Genomic DNA, 16,966 nt, shown 5'->3' on the forward strand with positions numbered 1-16,966 from the left:
AGTTACTGATTTTTGTCCAATACTACATCATAAAACGAGTTGAATGCATCAAGATACGTTTCTGGTGACTGGTAAGGGAGAAACGGGATTTGTTTATTTGATTCTATATACTTACTGATTTCCGGGTTGATGGACTCGCTTCCCTGTATAACACCATCCGAAAAATCGATGGCCAGTTTGGCAAGCGAAACAAAACTTGCATCCTCCTTAATAGAACGCAAATCATTTTCTGCTATTCCATCCATTTGCAGTTTCTTTCCAAAATCGTTACGGAAAGGAACTTTAAAATCGTCGCCATAAATTGAATACACAATTTTTGCATTACGAAGACAAGGATCATCCGCATAGGCACGTTTGATGTAAAGTCCGGTAAGGGCAGACATCCATCCATGACAATGAATCAGGTCCGGGATCCAGCGTAATTTCTTTACAGTTTCAAGTACACCACGTACATAAAATATGGAACGGTCGTCGTTGTCTTCATATTCGTTGCCAGCCTCGTCGATTACGGTCGATTTCCGTTGAAAGAAGTCGTCGTTATCGATAAAGTAAACCTGCATTCTGGCAGACTGAATAGATGCAACCTTAATAATCAGCGGGTGATCAGTGTCATCAATTATAAGATTCATTCCAGAAAGACGTATTACTTCATGAAGCTGATTACGTCGTTCGTTAATATTTCCGAACTTAGGCATGAATGTCCTGATTTCGCGGCCTCTATCCTGAATTCCTTGCGGCAAATTTCTACAAATCGTTGCAATTTCAGATTCGGGAAGATAAGGTGTAATTTCTTGAGTAATAAACAAGATCTTTTTTGCATCCATTCTATAAACATATATTTTAAAACGGTACAAAGATAGTAAAAAAAAACGGTTAATTATCAAAGGTTTCCGATGAATGATTTTTGATGAAAATTAAAACATCCTTTAATTGTCCATCATTTAGCGAGTTATCAATAATCCTCTGTATAAAAATGCCGCTTTACTTTCATATCCGGTAATTATTTATTTGCTTTGCACCTTCATTAAGCGTCTAAATGATGAAAATAGTAAACAGTATTAATGAGTTGCGTTGTCATCTTGCAGAAGATAAGCAAAAAGGCAAAAGAATTGGTTTTGTTCCTACAATGGGAGCTTTGCATGCAGGACACCTGAGCCTGGTCAACCGCTGCGTTTCAGAAAATGATATATGCGTAGTTAGTGTGTTTGTAAATCCAACACAGTTTAATAATCCGAATGATTTACTGACTTATCCCAGAACCCTGGAAAACGATTGCCGGTTATTGGAATCATCCGGGTGTAATTATGTATTTGCACCTACGGTAGAAGAAATGTATCCGGAGCCAGACACGAGGGTTTTCGATTTTGGGAAAGTATCTCAGGTGATGGAAGGAGCCCGCAGACCGGGCCATTTTAATGGTGTGGCTCAGATTGTGAGCAAGTTATTTTACGCTGTTGAGCCGGATGTGGCCTATTTCGGGGAAAAAGACTTTCAGCAGATTGCCGTAATCCGTGCCATGGTGAAGCAGCTTGATATCCCGGTTGAAATAGTGGACTGCCCTATTCAGCGGGAAGTTGACGGACTTGCCTTAAGCAGCCGGAATACACGTCTTACACCCGAACAGCGCCAAAAAGCACCTGTTATTGCCCGTACATTGAAAGAAAGTATTACCTTTGTACCCGAAAAGAGCGTCAGGGAAGTGCTTGATTATGTGGTATCCACTATTAATGCAGTTCCTGAAATGGAAGTCGAGTATTTCGAAATAGTGGATGGAAATACGCTCGAATCAATTGAGAACTGGTCCGACACCTCTTATCCGGTAGGATGTATTACCGTTTATTGTGGAGAGGTACGTTTAATTGACAATATCAAGTACTAAGGGTTTGAACAATACATTAAAACAATGTTTATAGAGGTAGTAAAATCAAAAATTCACAGAGTAACCGTAACTGAAGCCAACCTCAATTATATAGGTAGCATCACCATTGATGAAGATCTGATGGATGCAGCCAACCTGATTGAAAATGAAAAGGTTCAGATTGTGAATAATAATAACGGCGAACGTTTTGAAACTTATATCATTAAAGGAGAGCGTGGAACAGGTGTGATCTGTTTAAATGGAGCCGCAGCCAGAAAAGTGCAGCCGGGAGATGTGGTTATTATCATGTCTTACGCCTTAATGGATTTTGAAGAGGCGAAAACATTCAGACCAGCTGTTGTTTTTCCGGACACCGCGACCAATAAGTTAGTCTGAAAAAACAGTTGATTCATATAATGAACAGATAAACAAAGAAGCTCGCCCTTACACAGCGGGCTTTTTTGTTATGATGAAACAAAAACAAATTATGTATTCTAATAAGCAAATCTGGAATGTAAGTTATCCGATATTTTTAAGTCTGCTGGCTCAGAATGTGATAAATGTAACAGACACCGCTTTCCTTGGGAGAGTAGGAGAGGTGGAGCTGGGTGCTGCAGCTATGGGCGGACTTTTCTATATCTGTATTTATACGATTGCCTTCGGATTCAGTACCGGATCACAAATAGTGATGGCCCGCAGGAATGGCGAAAAGCAATATGCGGATGTGGGGCCGGTAATGATTCAGGGAATTGTATTTCTATTCTTGTTGGCCGGGATTGTATTTACCTTATCCAAACTATATGCCGAAAACGTAATAAGTCTGCTTATCTCGTCCGAACAGGTACGAGGTGCAACCATGGAATTTCTTGATTGGCGTGTATTCGGATTCTTTTTCTCATTTGTAAACGTAATGTACCGTGCATTTTATGTGGGGATCACCCGCACAAAGGTACTTACTATGAATGCCGTTGTAATGGCTGTTACCAATGTTATTCTGGACTATGTGCTTATATTCGGTCATTTAGGATTTCCTGCCATGGGTATAAAAGGGGCGGCTATAGCTTCTGTCGTTGCCGAAGGAGGATCAATCCTTTTCTTTGTAATCTATACCCGGCTTACCGTAAACAGGAATAAGTACGGACTCAACAGGCTTACTTCATTCGATTTTGCATTGCTTGGCAGGGTGCTTAACATATCCATTTTCACCATGATGCAGTATTTCTTTTCCATGGGAAGTTGGTTTATGTTTTTTGTTGTAGTAGAACGGATCGGAGTGCGGGATCTGGCCATCGCCAATATTGTGCGAAGTATCTATGTGGTGATGGTAATTCCGGTAAGTGCCCTTTCAACAACGACCAATACATTTGTCAGCAACACGATTGGAGCCGGTAAAACAGACCAGGTTATGGGTGTAATTGCTAAAATATCCAAGCTGTCTTTTTATATAATGGCTGTATTTGCAAGTGTGGTTTGTCTTTTTCCTAAACTTATCTTGTCTGTATATACCAATGATCCGCTGCTGATAGCCGATTCTTATGCATCTATCTACGTGATATCTGCTGCGATGCTGATCAGCTCCGTCGGAAGTATCTTTTTTAGTGGTGTAACCGGAACCGGCAATACCCGTTCGGCACTTACCATGGAAACAATTACGCTGGTCTTTTACGGAGTATACATCTATCTGGTGGGGATGGTGTTTAAGCAACCGGTTGAAATCTGTTTCACTACAGAAATTGTCTATTACACAGGTTTGCTTGCATTCAGTTACTTATATTTGAAAAAAGGACGTTGGCAACATAAAAAGATATAGAGATTCCATCCCTTTTTTGTACATTTGCGCTTTAGTAAGAAAAAAATAAATAAAATATAATAGATTATGTTTGAGAATTTAAGTGAGAGACTCGACCGATCGTTTAAACTGTTGAAAGGTGAGGGTAAGATTACCGAGATCAATGTAGCCGAAACCCTGAAAGATGTTCGTAAAGCATTGTTGGATGCCGACGTAAACTACAAGGTTGCCAAGCAATTTACCGATACAGTAAAAGAGAAAGCACTTGGACAGAATGTGCTTACATCCGTAAAGCCAAGTCAGCTTATGGTGAAAATTGTTCACGACGAGCTGGCCCGTTTGATGGGTGGTACGGCAATCGACGTTGAACTTAAAAGCTCTCCGGCTGTTATCTTGATGTCTGGTTTGCAGGGTTCGGGTAAAACAACCTTTTCCGGTAAGCTGGCTAATATGCTTAAAAGCAAGAAAGGGAAAAATCCGTTATTGGTTGCTTGCGACGTATACCGTCCTGCTGCTATCGAGCAGCTGCGGGTTCTTGGTGAACAGATCGGAGTACCTGTATATTCTGAAATAGATAGTAAAAATCCGGTTCAGATTGCATTGAATGCAGTAAAAGAGGCCCGGGCTAAAGGACACGACCTTGTGATCGTGGATACCGCCGGCCGTTTAGCTATAGACGAGCAAATGATGAACGAGATTGCTGCGATCAAGAAAGCCCTTAACCCGGACGAAATCTTGTTTGTGGTAGACTCCATGACCGGTCAGGATGCAGTAAATACCGCTAAGGAATTTAACGAACGTCTCGACTTTAACGGAGTTGTTCTTACTAAGTTGGATGGTGATACACGAGGTGGTGCCGCACTTTCTATTCGTTCGGTTGTTGACAAGCCTATCAAGTTTGTTGGTACGGGCGAGAAGATGGATGCACTTGATATTTTCCACCCCGAACGTATGGCCGACCGTATCCTGGGTATGGGTGACATCGTTTCGTTGGTAGAAAGAGCTCAGGAGCAATACGATGAGGAAGAGGCTAAGCGTTTGCAGAAAAAAATTGCAAAGAACCAGTTTGACTTCAACGACTTTATTTCTCAGATTCAGCAGATCAAGAAGATGGGTAATCTGAAGGAGCTGGCATCCATGATCCCGGGTGTTGGAAAAGCATTGAAGGATATTGATATCGACGATAATGCCTTTAAGGGAATCGAAGCGATAATCTATTCGATGACTCCGGCCGAGCGTTCCAACCCTGCTATTTTAAACGGATCCCGTCGTGCCCGTATCGCTAAAGGAAGTGGTACCAGCATTCAGGAGGTAAATAAATTAATCAAGCAATTTGATGAAACCCGCAAGATGATGAAGATGATGACAGCCATGAAGCCGGGTAGCAAGAAATTGCCTTCAATGAGAAGATAACACCAAAAGGAGAATATAATATGGAAGAACAACAGATGCAATTATTGGATGGAAAGGCTGTTGCAGCCCAGATGAAACAAGAAATTGCAGCAGAAGTAGCCCAGATTAAGGCTAACGGAGGTAAAGTACCTCATTTGGCTGCCATCTTGGTGGGACATGATGGCGGAAGTGAAACGTATGTAGCCAGTAAGGTGAAAACGTGCGAAGAGGTTGGATTTAAATCTTCGCTGCTCCGCTACGAAGAAGACGTTACCGAAGAGGAATTGCTTCGTAAGGTGGACGAGTTGAATAATGATCCGGATGTAGACGGATTTATCGTTCAATTGCCGTTACCCGCACATATATCGGAACAGAAGGTTATCGAAGCAGTAGATTATCGCAAAGATGTGGATGGATTCCATCCTATCAATGTAGGGCGTATGGCAATTGGCCTTCCATGTTTTGTTTCGGCTACACCGGCCGGCATACTGGAACTATTGAAGCGATACAACATTGAAACAAAAGGCAAACACTGTGTAGTGCTTGGCCGTAGCAATATTGTAGGCAAGCCCATGGCTACGCTGATGATGCAGAAAGCATATCCGGGTGATTGTACCGTAACGGTTTGTCACAGTCGTTCGGAAAATCTGAAGGAGATGTGTCTTGCTGCAGATATCATTATCGTTGCTTTGGGAGTTCCTGAATTTCTTAAAGAAGATATGGTCAAGAAGGGGGCTGTTATTGTTGACGTGGGTACTACCCGTATGCCAAGCAGCGTAACCAAGAGCGGATACAAGCTAACAGGCGATGTTAAGTTTGATGAAGTGGCACCTAAGTGTTCGTATATCACACCAGTACCGGGTGGGGTAGGACCTATGACCATCATTTCTCTTATGAGAAATACCTTGCTTGCAGGTAAAAAAGCAATTTACAAGTAAAAAAACGAGCAAAAGCTTTGCAAGATTAGAAATAATCCCTATCTTTGCACCGTCTTAAAGAAAACATGGTGGTTGTAGTTCAGTGGTAGAGCACCTGATTGTGGTTCAGGGTGTCGCGGGTTCGAATCCCGTCTTCCACCCAGTGCAAAGTAAAGAGTCTGAAACAATGTTTCAGACTCTTTTTTGTTCGCCCGGTTCGAACTTCAAGGCGACTATTCCGGTATAAGCTTGGTCAATTCCTGTAAGGATTAAAGTAAAGGTATAGCAGGACTGACTTGGGCAGTCAACATTTTTCAGGACGGGTCATTATTTCTGATTTTCGCAAAACCATCTGTTATCCATCATTTTTAGCGCCCAACCACCTGTATGGCAGAGGTATAACCAATGACAGATGAGGTTTTTATATCTGTCAGCATCTGTCATCTATCACATCCCCCTATCAGGGTGCCAGAGCTGATTTTGAAACATAATACCACTTCTCAAACTTCTATAGTGAGCAACTAAAGATTTCACTCCTGCAATTAGCTTCTTCTATTAAGCCTTTTATTTTCTTCTCTTAGGAGAACTATTCATTCAACAATTGTGTACTTTGCGTTTGTCAGCTGTTGAACGCAAAGTACACAGCTGTTGAACTTGCGTTGAACAGCTGTCAAACGAATAAGTATTCGTTAACAAAAAATTAGATCCTCGTAGAGAAATCATTACTTCCCCTAAGAGATTTGGATAAAGCATTACTTAGTAAAGAATAAAGGGCAATTTAAATGATCTCAAATATTCTCCCAATGCGCTCCGTTTAGCTCAGGGTTATAGCAACAGACTCATTTTGATTGGTCAGATCAATAGATATAAAACGAAAACGAGCCGCATCCGGAAGTCCGGATACAGCTCGTATATAGATAAGAAATACTTTATTTATTGAATACCGCGCTCACGCAGTTTTAGTTGCCAGTTCCACGCAGTTACCAGTGTATCTTCTACAGATTCTTTGGCTGTCCAGCCCAATACCTTATTGGCATGTTCGGGATTTGCCCATACTTTCTCGATATCACCTTCGCGTCTGCCAACAATCTTGTGCGGAACTTTAACACCGGTTCCCTTTTCGAAAGCTTCGATCAGCTCGAGAACTGTAACGCCACGACCTGTACCAAGGTTGAAAATCTCCACCTTCTCTTCACTCTTGTTACCAAGCATACGATCCATTGCAATAACGTGCGCCTTGGCTAAATCTACAACATTTATATAGTCGCGGATACAAGATCCGTCGGGCGTATCGTAATCGTTGCCAAACACGCTCAACTCCTTGCGGATACCGATGGCAGTCTGAGTAAGATACGGGATAAGATTTTGAGGAACGCCGTTAGGCAATTCACCTATGATACCACTTGGATGTGCTCCGATCGGGTTGAAATAACGAAGAATGATACTCTTGAATGGGGCACCGGAATAAATGGTGTCTTTAATGATCTCTTCGTTTATCTGTTTTGTATTTCCGTAAGGAGACATAGCTGGTTTAACAGGAGCATCTTCTGTTACAGGAAGAATGTCCGGTTGACCATATACGGTGCATGAAGACGAGAACACAAGTCCTTCCACTCCGTGCTCAGGCATCAGTTCCAACAGGTTGATTAATGTTACCAGATTATTCCGGTAATACATCAACGGCTTCTGAACAGATTCACCTACCGCCTTGCTGGCAGCAAAGTGAATAATACCCTTGATACCTGCATTTTCTGTCAACACCTTCGCCAATCCGGGTTTGTCGTTACAGTCAACTTCATAAAAAGAGGGGCGTATGCCCGAAATCTTTTCAATACCATCAACCACGTCGGCATTTGAATTAGACAGGTTATCAACGATAACTACCTCATAGCCGGCACTCTGTAGCTCAACAACGGTGTGAGAACCGATGTATCCAGTGCCTCCTGTTACCAAAATCTTTGTCTTCATTTCTTAGTTTAATTAAATTCTATTGTTTTAGCTTTGACGTTATACCACTCCCGAGAAACCCATGAATGCCATTGCTAGCAAACCTGCTGTAATTAAAGCAATGGGGGTTCCTTTTAATGCGTCGGGAACACGTGTTAGCGCCAATTGCTCCCGAATGGTTGCAAAGATAATCAATGCCATCGAATATCCAATGGCTGTCGATATGGCAAATACAATAGATTGCATCAAGTTATAATCTTTCTGAATAACAAGAATGGCAACACCTAAAATCACACAGTTGGTAGTGATAAGCGGTAAGAAAACACCCAGAGCCTGATACAAAGCCGGCGAAACTTTCTTCAGTACGATCTCAACCATCTGAACCAAGGCTGCGATAATAAGGATAAAGCTGATGGTCTGCAGGTAACCAAGTCCGAAGGCATCCAATACGTACTTCTGTACCAGATAGGTTACGATAGTGGCGATGGTAAGAACAAAAGTTACAGCTGCACTCATCCCTATGGCTGTATCCACCTTTTTAGATACGCCTAGAAACGGACAGATTCCAAGAAATTGAGCCAGAACAATGTTGTTTACAAATACGGCTGTGATAAATATTAATATATATTCCATACTCTTTTACATTTAAATAATTCAGGCTTTACGCAACTTATTAACGACAGCTATCAGATAGCCCAGTACGATAAAGGCACCGGGAGCCAATACAAAGATAAGCGATCCGAATTCTTCCGGCATAAAGGCGAATCCGAAGAATTTTCCTGTTCCGAACATTTCGCGGACAGCTCCAAGGATCGTTAGCGCAAGCGTGAAGCCCAGTCCCATTCCTATACCATCAAAGATAGAAGAAAATATCCCGTTTTTTGCAGCGTAGGCTTCAGCTCGTCCCAAAACGATACAGTTTACAACAATCAACGGGATAAACAAGCCCAGACTGGCATACAACGAAGGAACAAAAGCCTCCATACACATCTGTACCACAGTTACAAAGGCCGCAATTACAACAATGTATCCCGGAATACGTACTTGATCGGGTATCAGATTCTTTAACGCCGATATTACAGTATTTGAACAGATAAGAACAAAAGTTGTGGCAAGACCCATCGCCAGACCATTCATGGCAGACGAGGTTGTTCCTAGAGTAGGACACATCCCTAATAAAAGAACAAATATGGGATTCTCTTTTAAAATACCATTTGTAAGAACTTTAAAATTATTCATGTTTGTCTCCTTCCTTTTCTGTTACGGTTTGCGAAGTTGTTTCAGTATCAGTACCTACAGATGTAGCACCCGATTCTCCATCCCACTTTTGGGTACCAGCGTAGGCACTGTAAGCTCTGTTTACAGCATCCAGAAATGCCCGGCTCGAGATGGTAGCTGCTGTAATGGCATCCACATCGCCTCCGTCTTTGCTAACAGTTAGATTGCCGTCGGCCAATGAACGTCCCAGTACGTTTTGTTTGTTCTTGTCTGTACGGAACCATTCCTGCATTTTAGATCCGAGTCCCGGAGTTTCGGCATGTTGTAAGACAGAATAATTAAACAACTTGCCTTCTACATCGAAACCTACGATGACTTTTATTTCGCCCGAAAAACCTTTTTGGGTATTGCTTTCAACAGCAACTCCAATCAATTCGCCCCCTTTTTTTGCAGGGTAGATTAATAATGAGTCGCCATCAGCACTTACAGCTTTATAGGCTTCCTGTGTAGGATTGTTATCGAAGGGAGGAGTAACCTCCTTGATTGCATTTTCGAGTGCGGCTGCTTTTGAGGCAGCGATAGGCGCTTTCGTAAAATCGTTCACGCCTGCAAGAATTGCTCCGGCACCTGCACAAATAATGGTAAGCGACAAAAGCATGTTTGGTAAGGTAGATTTTAATTTAGCCATGCTTATTTTCCTCCAAAATGTTTAGGTTTTACATAGGTGTTGATTAACGGCGTAAGCGCGTTCATGATAAGAATGGCAAACGACATTCCTTCGGGGTAGGCCCCAAACAGACGGATTACAGTAGTAATAACGCCGATTCCAACTCCGTAAATAAGCATTCCGTTTGTACTCATGGGAGAACTTACATAGTCGGTCGCCATAAAAATGGCACCCAACAGCAAACCTCCGGAAAGGGTGTGTATCAGCGGATTCGCATAAGTTCCCGGATCAATCAGATACATAATACCTGTAAAGATTGCCACGGTTCCAATGATGGAAACAGGAATGTGCCAGGTGATGATTTTACGTACCAGCATAAATACCAACCCTAAAAGCAGGGCAATGGCACCAACCTCTCCGATACTACCTCCCATATTTCCAATCAACAGATCCGCATACGACGGAAGATCGCCGGCATGCTGTTTCAATCCGGCCAATACGGTTGCTCCGGTTTCAGCATCTGTGTATGTAAGCGGAAAGTTTCCGGGAACAGGCCAGGTGGTCATCTGTGCCGGAAAGGAGATTAACAGAAATACACGACCAACCAGGGCCGGGTTAAAAATATTGTTACCTAAACCGCCAAACGACATCTTTCCGATACCGATAGCAGCAAGAGCTCCTATTACAATGATCCATACCGGAAGATTAGACGGGAGGTTGAATGCAAGCAGCAGTCCGGTAAGAATAGCCGATCCGTCGCCGATTGTAGGTTGTTTTTTATACAGAAGCTTTTGTATCAGGTATTCAAAAAGAACACAGGCTATAACCGAAGTCAACGTAACCACCAATGCTCCGACACCAAAGAAGTAAAGTGAAACCAGAAACGCCGGAATAAGAGCGATCAGTACACCGTACATGTTTTTACTTATCGAATCGCCACCATGAATGTGCGGCGAAGGAGATACTATAAATTTATTTTCCATGATAACGCTTTTTATTGCTTTCTAGCTCTTACAATTCCCATCACTTTGTTCTTTCCCAAACGGATATGATCCAACAGCGGACGATTAGCCGGACAAGTATAGCTGCAAGAACCACATTCGATGCAATCGGTTATATAGTTTTTTTCAGCCAGTCCCCATTCGGTAAACTCAGTCGCATTCATAAGCAGACTTGGGTTAAGTCCCATGGGACAAGCTTGCACGCATTTGCCACATCGGATGCAATCGTATACAGGTTTGCGTACCGATTCTTCCTTGGATAGAATCAACACACCCGAACTTCCCTTTGTTACAGGAACCTCAGCACTGATAAGAGCTTTACCCATCATGGGGCCGCCACCAATAATTTTCCCGGTATTTTCGGGGATACCTCCTGCCGCTTCGATAAGAGTCTGGATGGATGTTCCGATCCGTACCCGGAAATTAGCAGGATTTGAAACGCCTTTTCCTGTAACGGTAACAACGCGTTCAATAAGCGGCTTGTTTTTCTGTATGGCTTCATAAACCGCAAAAGCAGTTCCCACATTCTGAACAATTGCACCAACCGATATAGGAAGCGCACCACTTTTTACCTGTTTACGGATAATTGCGTCGATCAACTGTTTTTCGCCACCCTGAGGATATTGCACTTTCAGGGGTTCAATTGATATACCGTTAAACTCTTTTGCAAGTTTTTTTAGATAATCTATAGCATCCGGTTTATTATTCTCAATCCCGATAATAGCCTTCGAAACGTTGGCTGCCTTCATCAGAAGTGTCACGCCGATCAGAATCTCTTCTCCTTTTTCCAACATCAGAGAATGGTCGGATGTAAGATATGGCTCACACTCCACACCATTTATAATAAGGACTTCGGCTTTGCTGCCTGGAGGTGGAACCAGTTTTACCTGAGTAGGGAACGTTGCACCGCCTAGGCCTACGATACCTGAGGCGGCAATCTTATCTGTAATTTCTTTGGCCGATAAATTGCAGGTACGAACAATTGTTGCCGAGCGGTCAATCCCCTCTTCCCATTCGTCGCCCTCTACATCAATATATACAGCAGGCTTTCTATATCCGCTAGCATCTAGGGCACTGTCAATTTTATTAACCTTTCCAGAAACCGACGAGTGAATATTAGAAGAAACAAAACCGCCAGCTTTGGCAATCAGTGTTCCCACCTTCACCATGTCGCCTTTTTTTACCAACGCCTGTGCCGGAGCACCGATGTGTTGACTTAAAGGAATGATAACCTGTTTAGGAGCATCAAGTGCAGCAATGTGTTTCCCGGCAGACAATTTATTTTCGGGTGGATGAATACCTCCGATTCGAAATGTCTTAAGCATATGATTAGATTTTATGAATTATTTTATTCTGTTACTACAGCTTCCGCTTTTTTCTCTTTTTTAGGAGGGAAATTTAGTTCGTGTATGGCGTTTGTAGGACATACATCTACACATTTACGGCATAATCTGCATTTGTTGTGATCAATGTATGCAAGGTTGTTTTCAATTTTAATGGCATCGAAAGCACATTCTTTAAAACAAAGGGAGCAACCGATGCAGGCATTGGTACACGCTTTTTTAGCAATTACACCCTTGTCCTTATTCATACAGCTAACGAATATCCGGCGGGATTTAGGTCCTTTTTTACGGAGTTCGATCAGGTTTTTAGGGCAAGCCTTCACGCAAGCTCCGCACGATGTACATTTATCTTCGATCACTTCGGCAATCCCTGTTACAGGGTTGATGAAAATTGCATCGAAATTACAAACTGTCACACAGTCGCCGTACCCGTGGCATCCAAACGAACAACCGGTTTCCCCTCCATAAAGGCTGGAAGCAACTGCACAACTTTTAACTCCATCGTACTGATTAATTTTGGGACGAGCCTCGCAGGTTCCGTTACAACGAACAACTGCTACGGTGGCATCGGCGCTTGAAGCCTCTTTGCCTAAAATGCCGGCAACTTTTCCCATCACTTCAGATCCCCCAACCGGACAAAAGAGTCCGTCCAAAGATTCAGAGTTTACACAGGCAGTGGCAAAACCGCTGCAACCGGGATATCCGCATCCTCCGCAATTGGCTGCAGGAAGAATTTCCTGCACCTGAGCTATGCGTGGATCTTCGTATACTTCAAATTTTTTTGAAGCTAAATACAAGATAATTGCTCCAATAGCTCCGATTACACCTAGTGAAATAACAGCAATTAAAATCATGGTATATAATCAATTAAGTTTTTTCAAGGTAAAGATAAATTTCTTTTTGAGTTTATTCCGAAACAAATATAGTAATCCATAATATGGAATTACCGTCAACATTCCCAACAAGGCACTGGCTGTTTCTGATAACTGCATGCTGGTTCCAATGGCAATTGCCAAAACAATCAGCAGCAGCGGTATTACAAATGCATATAATACAGCCAAAAGTCCGAGTGAGCTTTCTCCACAAATCATCACCTGCTCGTTAACATGGAATCTCCCGGAATTATCTATAACCTCAATAATTTTCTCCTTGCTGTCTGATGCCGTACACATTGATTTGGCATGGCAACCGGCGCAAGCAGATTGTTGAATAATTCTTATTGAAATCAAGTTGTTTTCTATGCTCTCAATAATTCCGGTGTGATCAATTCTTTCGTCCATGTTTGTAAACTCGACATTACAATTCGCGGCAAAAGTAAGGAATATTTGGGAACTGCATCAAGATTAACAAATATTATATAGTATTTTTTTTGCGGAAACTTACCATTTGTAATTAAATCCGAAGCTTAAGAGCTCATTCATTTGGAAATACGTGTCAATATCCTCTTTTTTCTTCACTCCGTCGTCAAAACGTAAGTGAAGATAGATTCTGGTGGAGAAAAAGCGGCTTATAGCCAATGTTAACGTATTTTCAAATTCACCCACTACCTGATCGTAGCTGGTAAAGTAATAGAACCTGGATTGCCAGTTTACATTTCTTGAAATATTATAATTCAAATCCGTTCTTAAAGTAGAACCAAATTTGCTCAAACTCCGCTTATTGTCTCTGAATCCGTGACGGGCCAGATCAATATTATCTTTTATACTATATAAATAGGTAAAAGATGCGGGAGCCATGTTTACCGTAAGCTTCAATTTCTTATGCTTATCCTTGAAGGCTTTGTCAAGCTCATATTTCATACCGACCCCTATATTGACAGAGAAGGGCGATAGTAATGCTGCCAGCTGTTGGGTTGAGTTTTCCTTGTAATTGGTAAAAAGCTGCGTTTTAAATTCTGCATCAAATGTGTAGAACCATTTGTTGAATGCTTTGTAACCAAGGTTGCTGTGCAGACGAAATACATCGTCTCCAATTTTATAGTCGTGGATCGTATCTTTAGGTGCATTGTAGAAGCTTGCTTTCAGCTCCATCTCGTTTGTCAGCTGTACTTTATCCTTGTTATAATCATACCTGAGGTAATTTCTTGTAAACACATTAAGATTACTGCTTCCCCCTTTGTGCCAGTTGGCCGACACATGGTTCTGTGAAAACTGGATGGCGCTTTCGAAATTTGATTTCCAGTATCTTCTTTCCGGAATAAATTTACCGGGACCGCTTACATCGTTGAAATTGGCCTCGTTTGATACAGACAGCAGACTCTCCGTTGGATCCTTAATAATCTCTTTCGGTTTTATGATGTCTTTGGGAAGGTCGCTTACCGAATATCGAAAATATTCCGGATGATGTTTTTCGATATAACCGGTTGCAATCTCTTCAATTTTATTAACCCTTTCCAGATCTTTAAAAACCGAATCGGCTTTATAATACCGGCTGTACGGATCTTTTGATTTCAATGCGCTGAAATCATAGAATGTAAGGTCTTTAGGAAGAATATTCCCTTTAAACAAAAGGGGCATGAACAGGGGATTTACAATTACTGTATCCTGAAATGTCATTTTGTCGTCAAACCGCAGTGAGGCATCCCGAACAAATCGTGCCCAGTACAATGCTTCTTCCGAAAGGGCTGCGTGATCTTTTTTTACAAACCGTAACAGAGATTCTCCCGGTTTAACAGGAGCCGAATAGGTGCTGTTCTGCTTTTCGAACTGCGATCTGATATCAGAAATTTTATTTAATTCGGATGAATGGTTGACGTCCTTTATTAATGTATCTTGCGTTACTACTTCAGTTGGGATTGCAAGGGAAGATTCCTGGTCAACTGTTGTATCTTGAGCTAATAAACTATTGCATATCAATAAAAGCAGCAATACAAATGTTATTGTAAATCTTTTCATCATCATATTTTTCTTTACATTGATTCGATAAACAGGATGCGAATTTAGCTAAAAAGAATGAATTTCGCTAAAATTTTACATCCTATAACAAACAGGATGTGTTTTAGATTGTATTTTTATGGTTTTATAATCAATTGGTTTATAGGATATTGATTTCAGTAAATTTACAAAATCAAAATACCCTGTGTTGCCGGATTTAAAAGGAGGAAATCAATAATAAGGCATAAATGTAACAATTTAATGATAGATTTTCTCTGAAAATGGTTAACTTTGCCGATTGAAATATAAGTATGTATTTACTGAAAAATTAAAATATTACTATCGTGGCAGATACAAAGTACATCTTCGTTACGGGTGGGGTAGTCTCTTCTTTGGGTAAGGGTATTATTTCCGCATCATTGGGTAAGTTGCTTCAGGCAAGAGGTTATAAGGTTACTATTCAAAAATTTGATCCTTACATCAACGTTGATCCTGGTACATTAAATCCATATGAACATGGAGAGTGTTATGTAACAGTAGACGGACATGAAGCCGACCTTGATTTAGGTCATTACGAGCGTTTCTTGAATGTTCAGACAACCCGGGCGAATAATATAACTTCCGGACGTATTTATCAGAATGTAATCAGCAAAGAGCGTAAAGGAGATTATCTGGGCAAAACAGTTCAGGTGGTACCTCATATTACGGATGAGATCAAACGTAACGTAAAATTGTTGGGTACAAAATATAAATATGATTTTGTAATTACGGAAATTGGTGGTACAGTTGGTGATATCGAATCTTTACCATTTATTGAAAGCGTACGTCAGCTTAAATGGGAGCTTGGTAAAAACTGTTTGAATGTACACCTTACCTATGTACCCTATATCGCAGCTGCCAAAGAATTTAAGACCAAACCAACACAGCATTCGGTAAAACAACTGCAGGAATTGGGTATTCAGCCTGATATCCTTGTGTTGCGAACCGAACATACGCTGAAAACAGATATTCTGCGTAAAGTTGCATTGTTCTGTAATGTGGCTGAAGAGGCTGTAGTACAGTCGGTCGATGTTCCAACCATCTATGAGGTTCCGTTGGTTCTTCAAAGACAGGGTATGGATGTAACTGTGCTTAAAAAAGTAGGGCTTGAAGTAGGCGAAACTCCCGACCTGAAGCAATGGAAAGAGTTTCTTAATAAAAAGAATGCGGCAACCGAAACCGTTAAAATCGGTCTTGTTGGAAAATACGTCGAATTACAGGATGCCTATAAATCGATCGACGAATCGTTGCTTCATGCGGCAATTTATAATGATCGCAAACTAGACCTTCACCTGTTTCACTCGGAAAAGATTACAGACGAAAATGCTGCATCGCAACTGGCCGATATGGACGGAATCCTGATTGCTCCCGGATTTGGTCAGCGTGGAATAGAAGGCAAGTTCTCTGCTATTAAGTATGCAAGAGAAAACAACAAACCTTTGTTCGGTATTTGTTTGGGTATGCAGTGTATGGTTATCGAATTTGCCCGTAATGTACTAGGTTATTCGGATGCCAATTCGACAGAGATGGAACCCAATACTCCTCATAAGGTAATTGATATGATGGAGGAACAGAAAACAGTTATAAACCTGGGTGGATCAATGCGTCTGGGTGCATTTGACTGTGTGCTGAAAAAAGATTCCAAAGCTTTTCAGGCCTATGGAAAGGAACATATCCAGGAGCGTCATCGCCATCGTTTCGAATTCAACAACGAATATAAAGGAGAGTTTGAAGCTGCCGGTATGAAGTGTGTTGGTACAAATCCGGATACTAATTTAGTGGAAGTGGTTGAAATCCCCGACCTGAAATGGTTTGTTGGTGTTCAGTACCACCCCGAATATAACAGTACTGTTGTTAATCCGAATCCTCTTTTTATAAGCTTTATTAAAGCTGCTATTAATAATAAATAAGACAAGCATTGT

Annotated in this window: 16 protein-coding genes and 1 tRNA gene; 7 read left to right on the forward strand and 10 right to left on the reverse strand. The window is 41.5% G+C overall.

The window, feature by feature from the left end:
* Window positions 1–2: 2 nt before the first annotated feature.
* Window positions 3–824 (reverse strand): glycogen/starch synthase, encoded by an 822-nt coding sequence (locus tag F5613_RS07200; RefSeq protein WP_079681825.1) that lies wholly within the window; start codon window positions 822–824, stop codon window positions 3–5.
* Window positions 825–1,039: 215 nt separating this feature from the next.
* Here F5613_RS07200 and panC point away from each other — a divergent pair, with 215 nt between their 5' ends.
* The 6 genes from panC (at window position 1,040) to F5613_RS07230 (ending at window position 6,118) form a co-directional block, all read left to right on the forward strand.
* On the forward strand, window positions 1,040–1,879 hold the full coding sequence (panC, locus tag F5613_RS07205; RefSeq protein WP_079682056.1) for a pantoate--beta-alanine ligase: 840 nt from the start codon (window positions 1,040–1,042) through the stop codon (window positions 1,877–1,879).
* A gap of 24 nt (window positions 1,880–1,903) precedes the next feature.
* A complete protein-coding gene (gene panD, locus F5613_RS07210; protein WP_068178639.1) occupies window positions 1,904–2,254 on the forward strand; it encodes an aspartate 1-decarboxylase in 351 nt (116 codons plus the stop codon).
* Window positions 2,255–2,345: 91 nt separating this feature from the next.
* Window positions 2,346–3,668: an MATE family efflux transporter gene (locus F5613_RS07215; protein WP_179399254.1), complete on the forward strand. Its 1,323-nt coding sequence runs from the start codon at window positions 2,346–2,348 to the stop codon at window positions 3,666–3,668.
* Between the two features lie 66 nt (window positions 3,669–3,734).
* Window positions 3,735–5,060 carry a signal recognition particle protein gene (gene ffh / locus F5613_RS07220; RefSeq protein WP_079681826.1) on the forward strand — a complete coding sequence of 442 codons (1,326 nt, stop codon included), beginning with the start codon at window positions 3,735–3,737 and terminating at the stop codon, window positions 5,058–5,060.
* 20 nt (window positions 5,061–5,080) lie between these two features.
* Window positions 5,081–5,977, forward strand: a complete 897-nt coding sequence (folD, locus tag F5613_RS07225) for a bifunctional methylenetetrahydrofolate dehydrogenase/methenyltetrahydrofolate cyclohydrolase FolD (RefSeq protein ID WP_179399255.1) — start codon at window positions 5,081–5,083, stop codon at window positions 5,975–5,977.
* A 67-nt stretch (window positions 5,978–6,044) separates the two neighbouring features.
* Window positions 6,045–6,118 (forward strand) — tRNA-His (locus F5613_RS07230).
* Between the two features lie 771 nt (window positions 6,119–6,889).
* Here the strand turns inward: F5613_RS07230 and galE are convergent.
* The 9 genes from galE to F5613_RS07275 form a co-directional block, all read right to left on the reverse strand.
* A complete protein-coding gene (gene galE, locus F5613_RS07235; protein ID WP_179399256.1) occupies window positions 6,890–7,924 on the reverse strand; it encodes a UDP-glucose 4-epimerase GalE in 1,035 nt (344 codons plus the stop codon).
* Window positions 7,925–7,963: 39 nt separating this feature from the next.
* Window positions 7,964–8,536, reverse strand: coding sequence for an electron transport complex subunit RsxA (gene rsxA, locus F5613_RS07240; RefSeq protein WP_079681828.1), 573 nt, complete (start codon window positions 8,534–8,536; stop codon window positions 7,964–7,966).
* 21 nt (window positions 8,537–8,557) lie between these two features.
* Window positions 8,558–9,142: an RnfABCDGE type electron transport complex subunit E gene (locus F5613_RS07245; RefSeq protein ID WP_179399257.1), complete on the reverse strand. Its 585-nt coding sequence runs from the start codon at window positions 9,140–9,142 to the stop codon at window positions 8,558–8,560.
* Complete coding sequence (locus F5613_RS07250) at window positions 9,135–9,809, reverse strand: RnfABCDGE type electron transport complex subunit G (protein WP_179399258.1); 675 nt, start codon at window positions 9,807–9,809, stop codon at window positions 9,135–9,137. Before F5613_RS07250 ends, F5613_RS07245 begins: the two co-directional genes overlap by 8 nt.
* Before the next feature lie 2 nt (window positions 9,810–9,811).
* A complete protein-coding gene (locus F5613_RS07255; RefSeq protein WP_179399259.1) occupies window positions 9,812–10,771 on the reverse strand; it encodes an RnfABCDGE type electron transport complex subunit D in 960 nt (319 codons plus the stop codon).
* 11 nt (window positions 10,772–10,782) lie between these two features.
* Window positions 10,783–12,114, reverse strand: coding sequence for an electron transport complex subunit RsxC (gene rsxC / locus F5613_RS07260; protein ID WP_068178613.1), 1,332 nt, complete (start codon window positions 12,112–12,114; stop codon window positions 10,783–10,785).
* Between the two features lie 23 nt (window positions 12,115–12,137).
* The gene (locus tag F5613_RS07265) at window positions 12,138–12,986 is read right to left on the reverse strand and encodes a Fe-S cluster domain-containing protein (RefSeq protein ID WP_179399260.1); all 849 of its coding nucleotides are present in this window, start codon (window positions 12,984–12,986) and stop codon (window positions 12,138–12,140) included.
* A 9-nt stretch (window positions 12,987–12,995) separates the two neighbouring features.
* Complete coding sequence (locus tag F5613_RS07270) at window positions 12,996–13,412, reverse strand: SoxR reducing system RseC family protein (RefSeq protein WP_079681833.1); 417 nt, start codon at window positions 13,410–13,412, stop codon at window positions 12,996–12,998.
* Window positions 13,413–13,511: 99 nt separating this feature from the next.
* Window positions 13,512–15,032 (reverse strand): DUF3078 domain-containing protein, encoded by a 1,521-nt coding sequence (locus tag F5613_RS07275; protein ID WP_068178605.1) that lies wholly within the window; start codon window positions 15,030–15,032, stop codon window positions 13,512–13,514.
* A 317-nt stretch (window positions 15,033–15,349) separates the two neighbouring features.
* Between F5613_RS07275 and F5613_RS07280 the strand changes: the two genes are divergently transcribed.
* Window positions 15,350–16,954, forward strand: a complete 1,605-nt coding sequence (locus F5613_RS07280; RefSeq protein WP_179399261.1) for a CTP synthase — start codon at window positions 15,350–15,352, stop codon at window positions 16,952–16,954.
* Window positions 16,955–16,966: the final 12 nt, after the last annotated feature.

Source organism: Macellibacteroides fermentans (assembly GCF_013409575.1).
GTDB classification, from domain to species: Bacteria; Bacteroidota; Bacteroidia; order Bacteroidales; family Tannerellaceae; genus Macellibacteroides; species Macellibacteroides fermentans.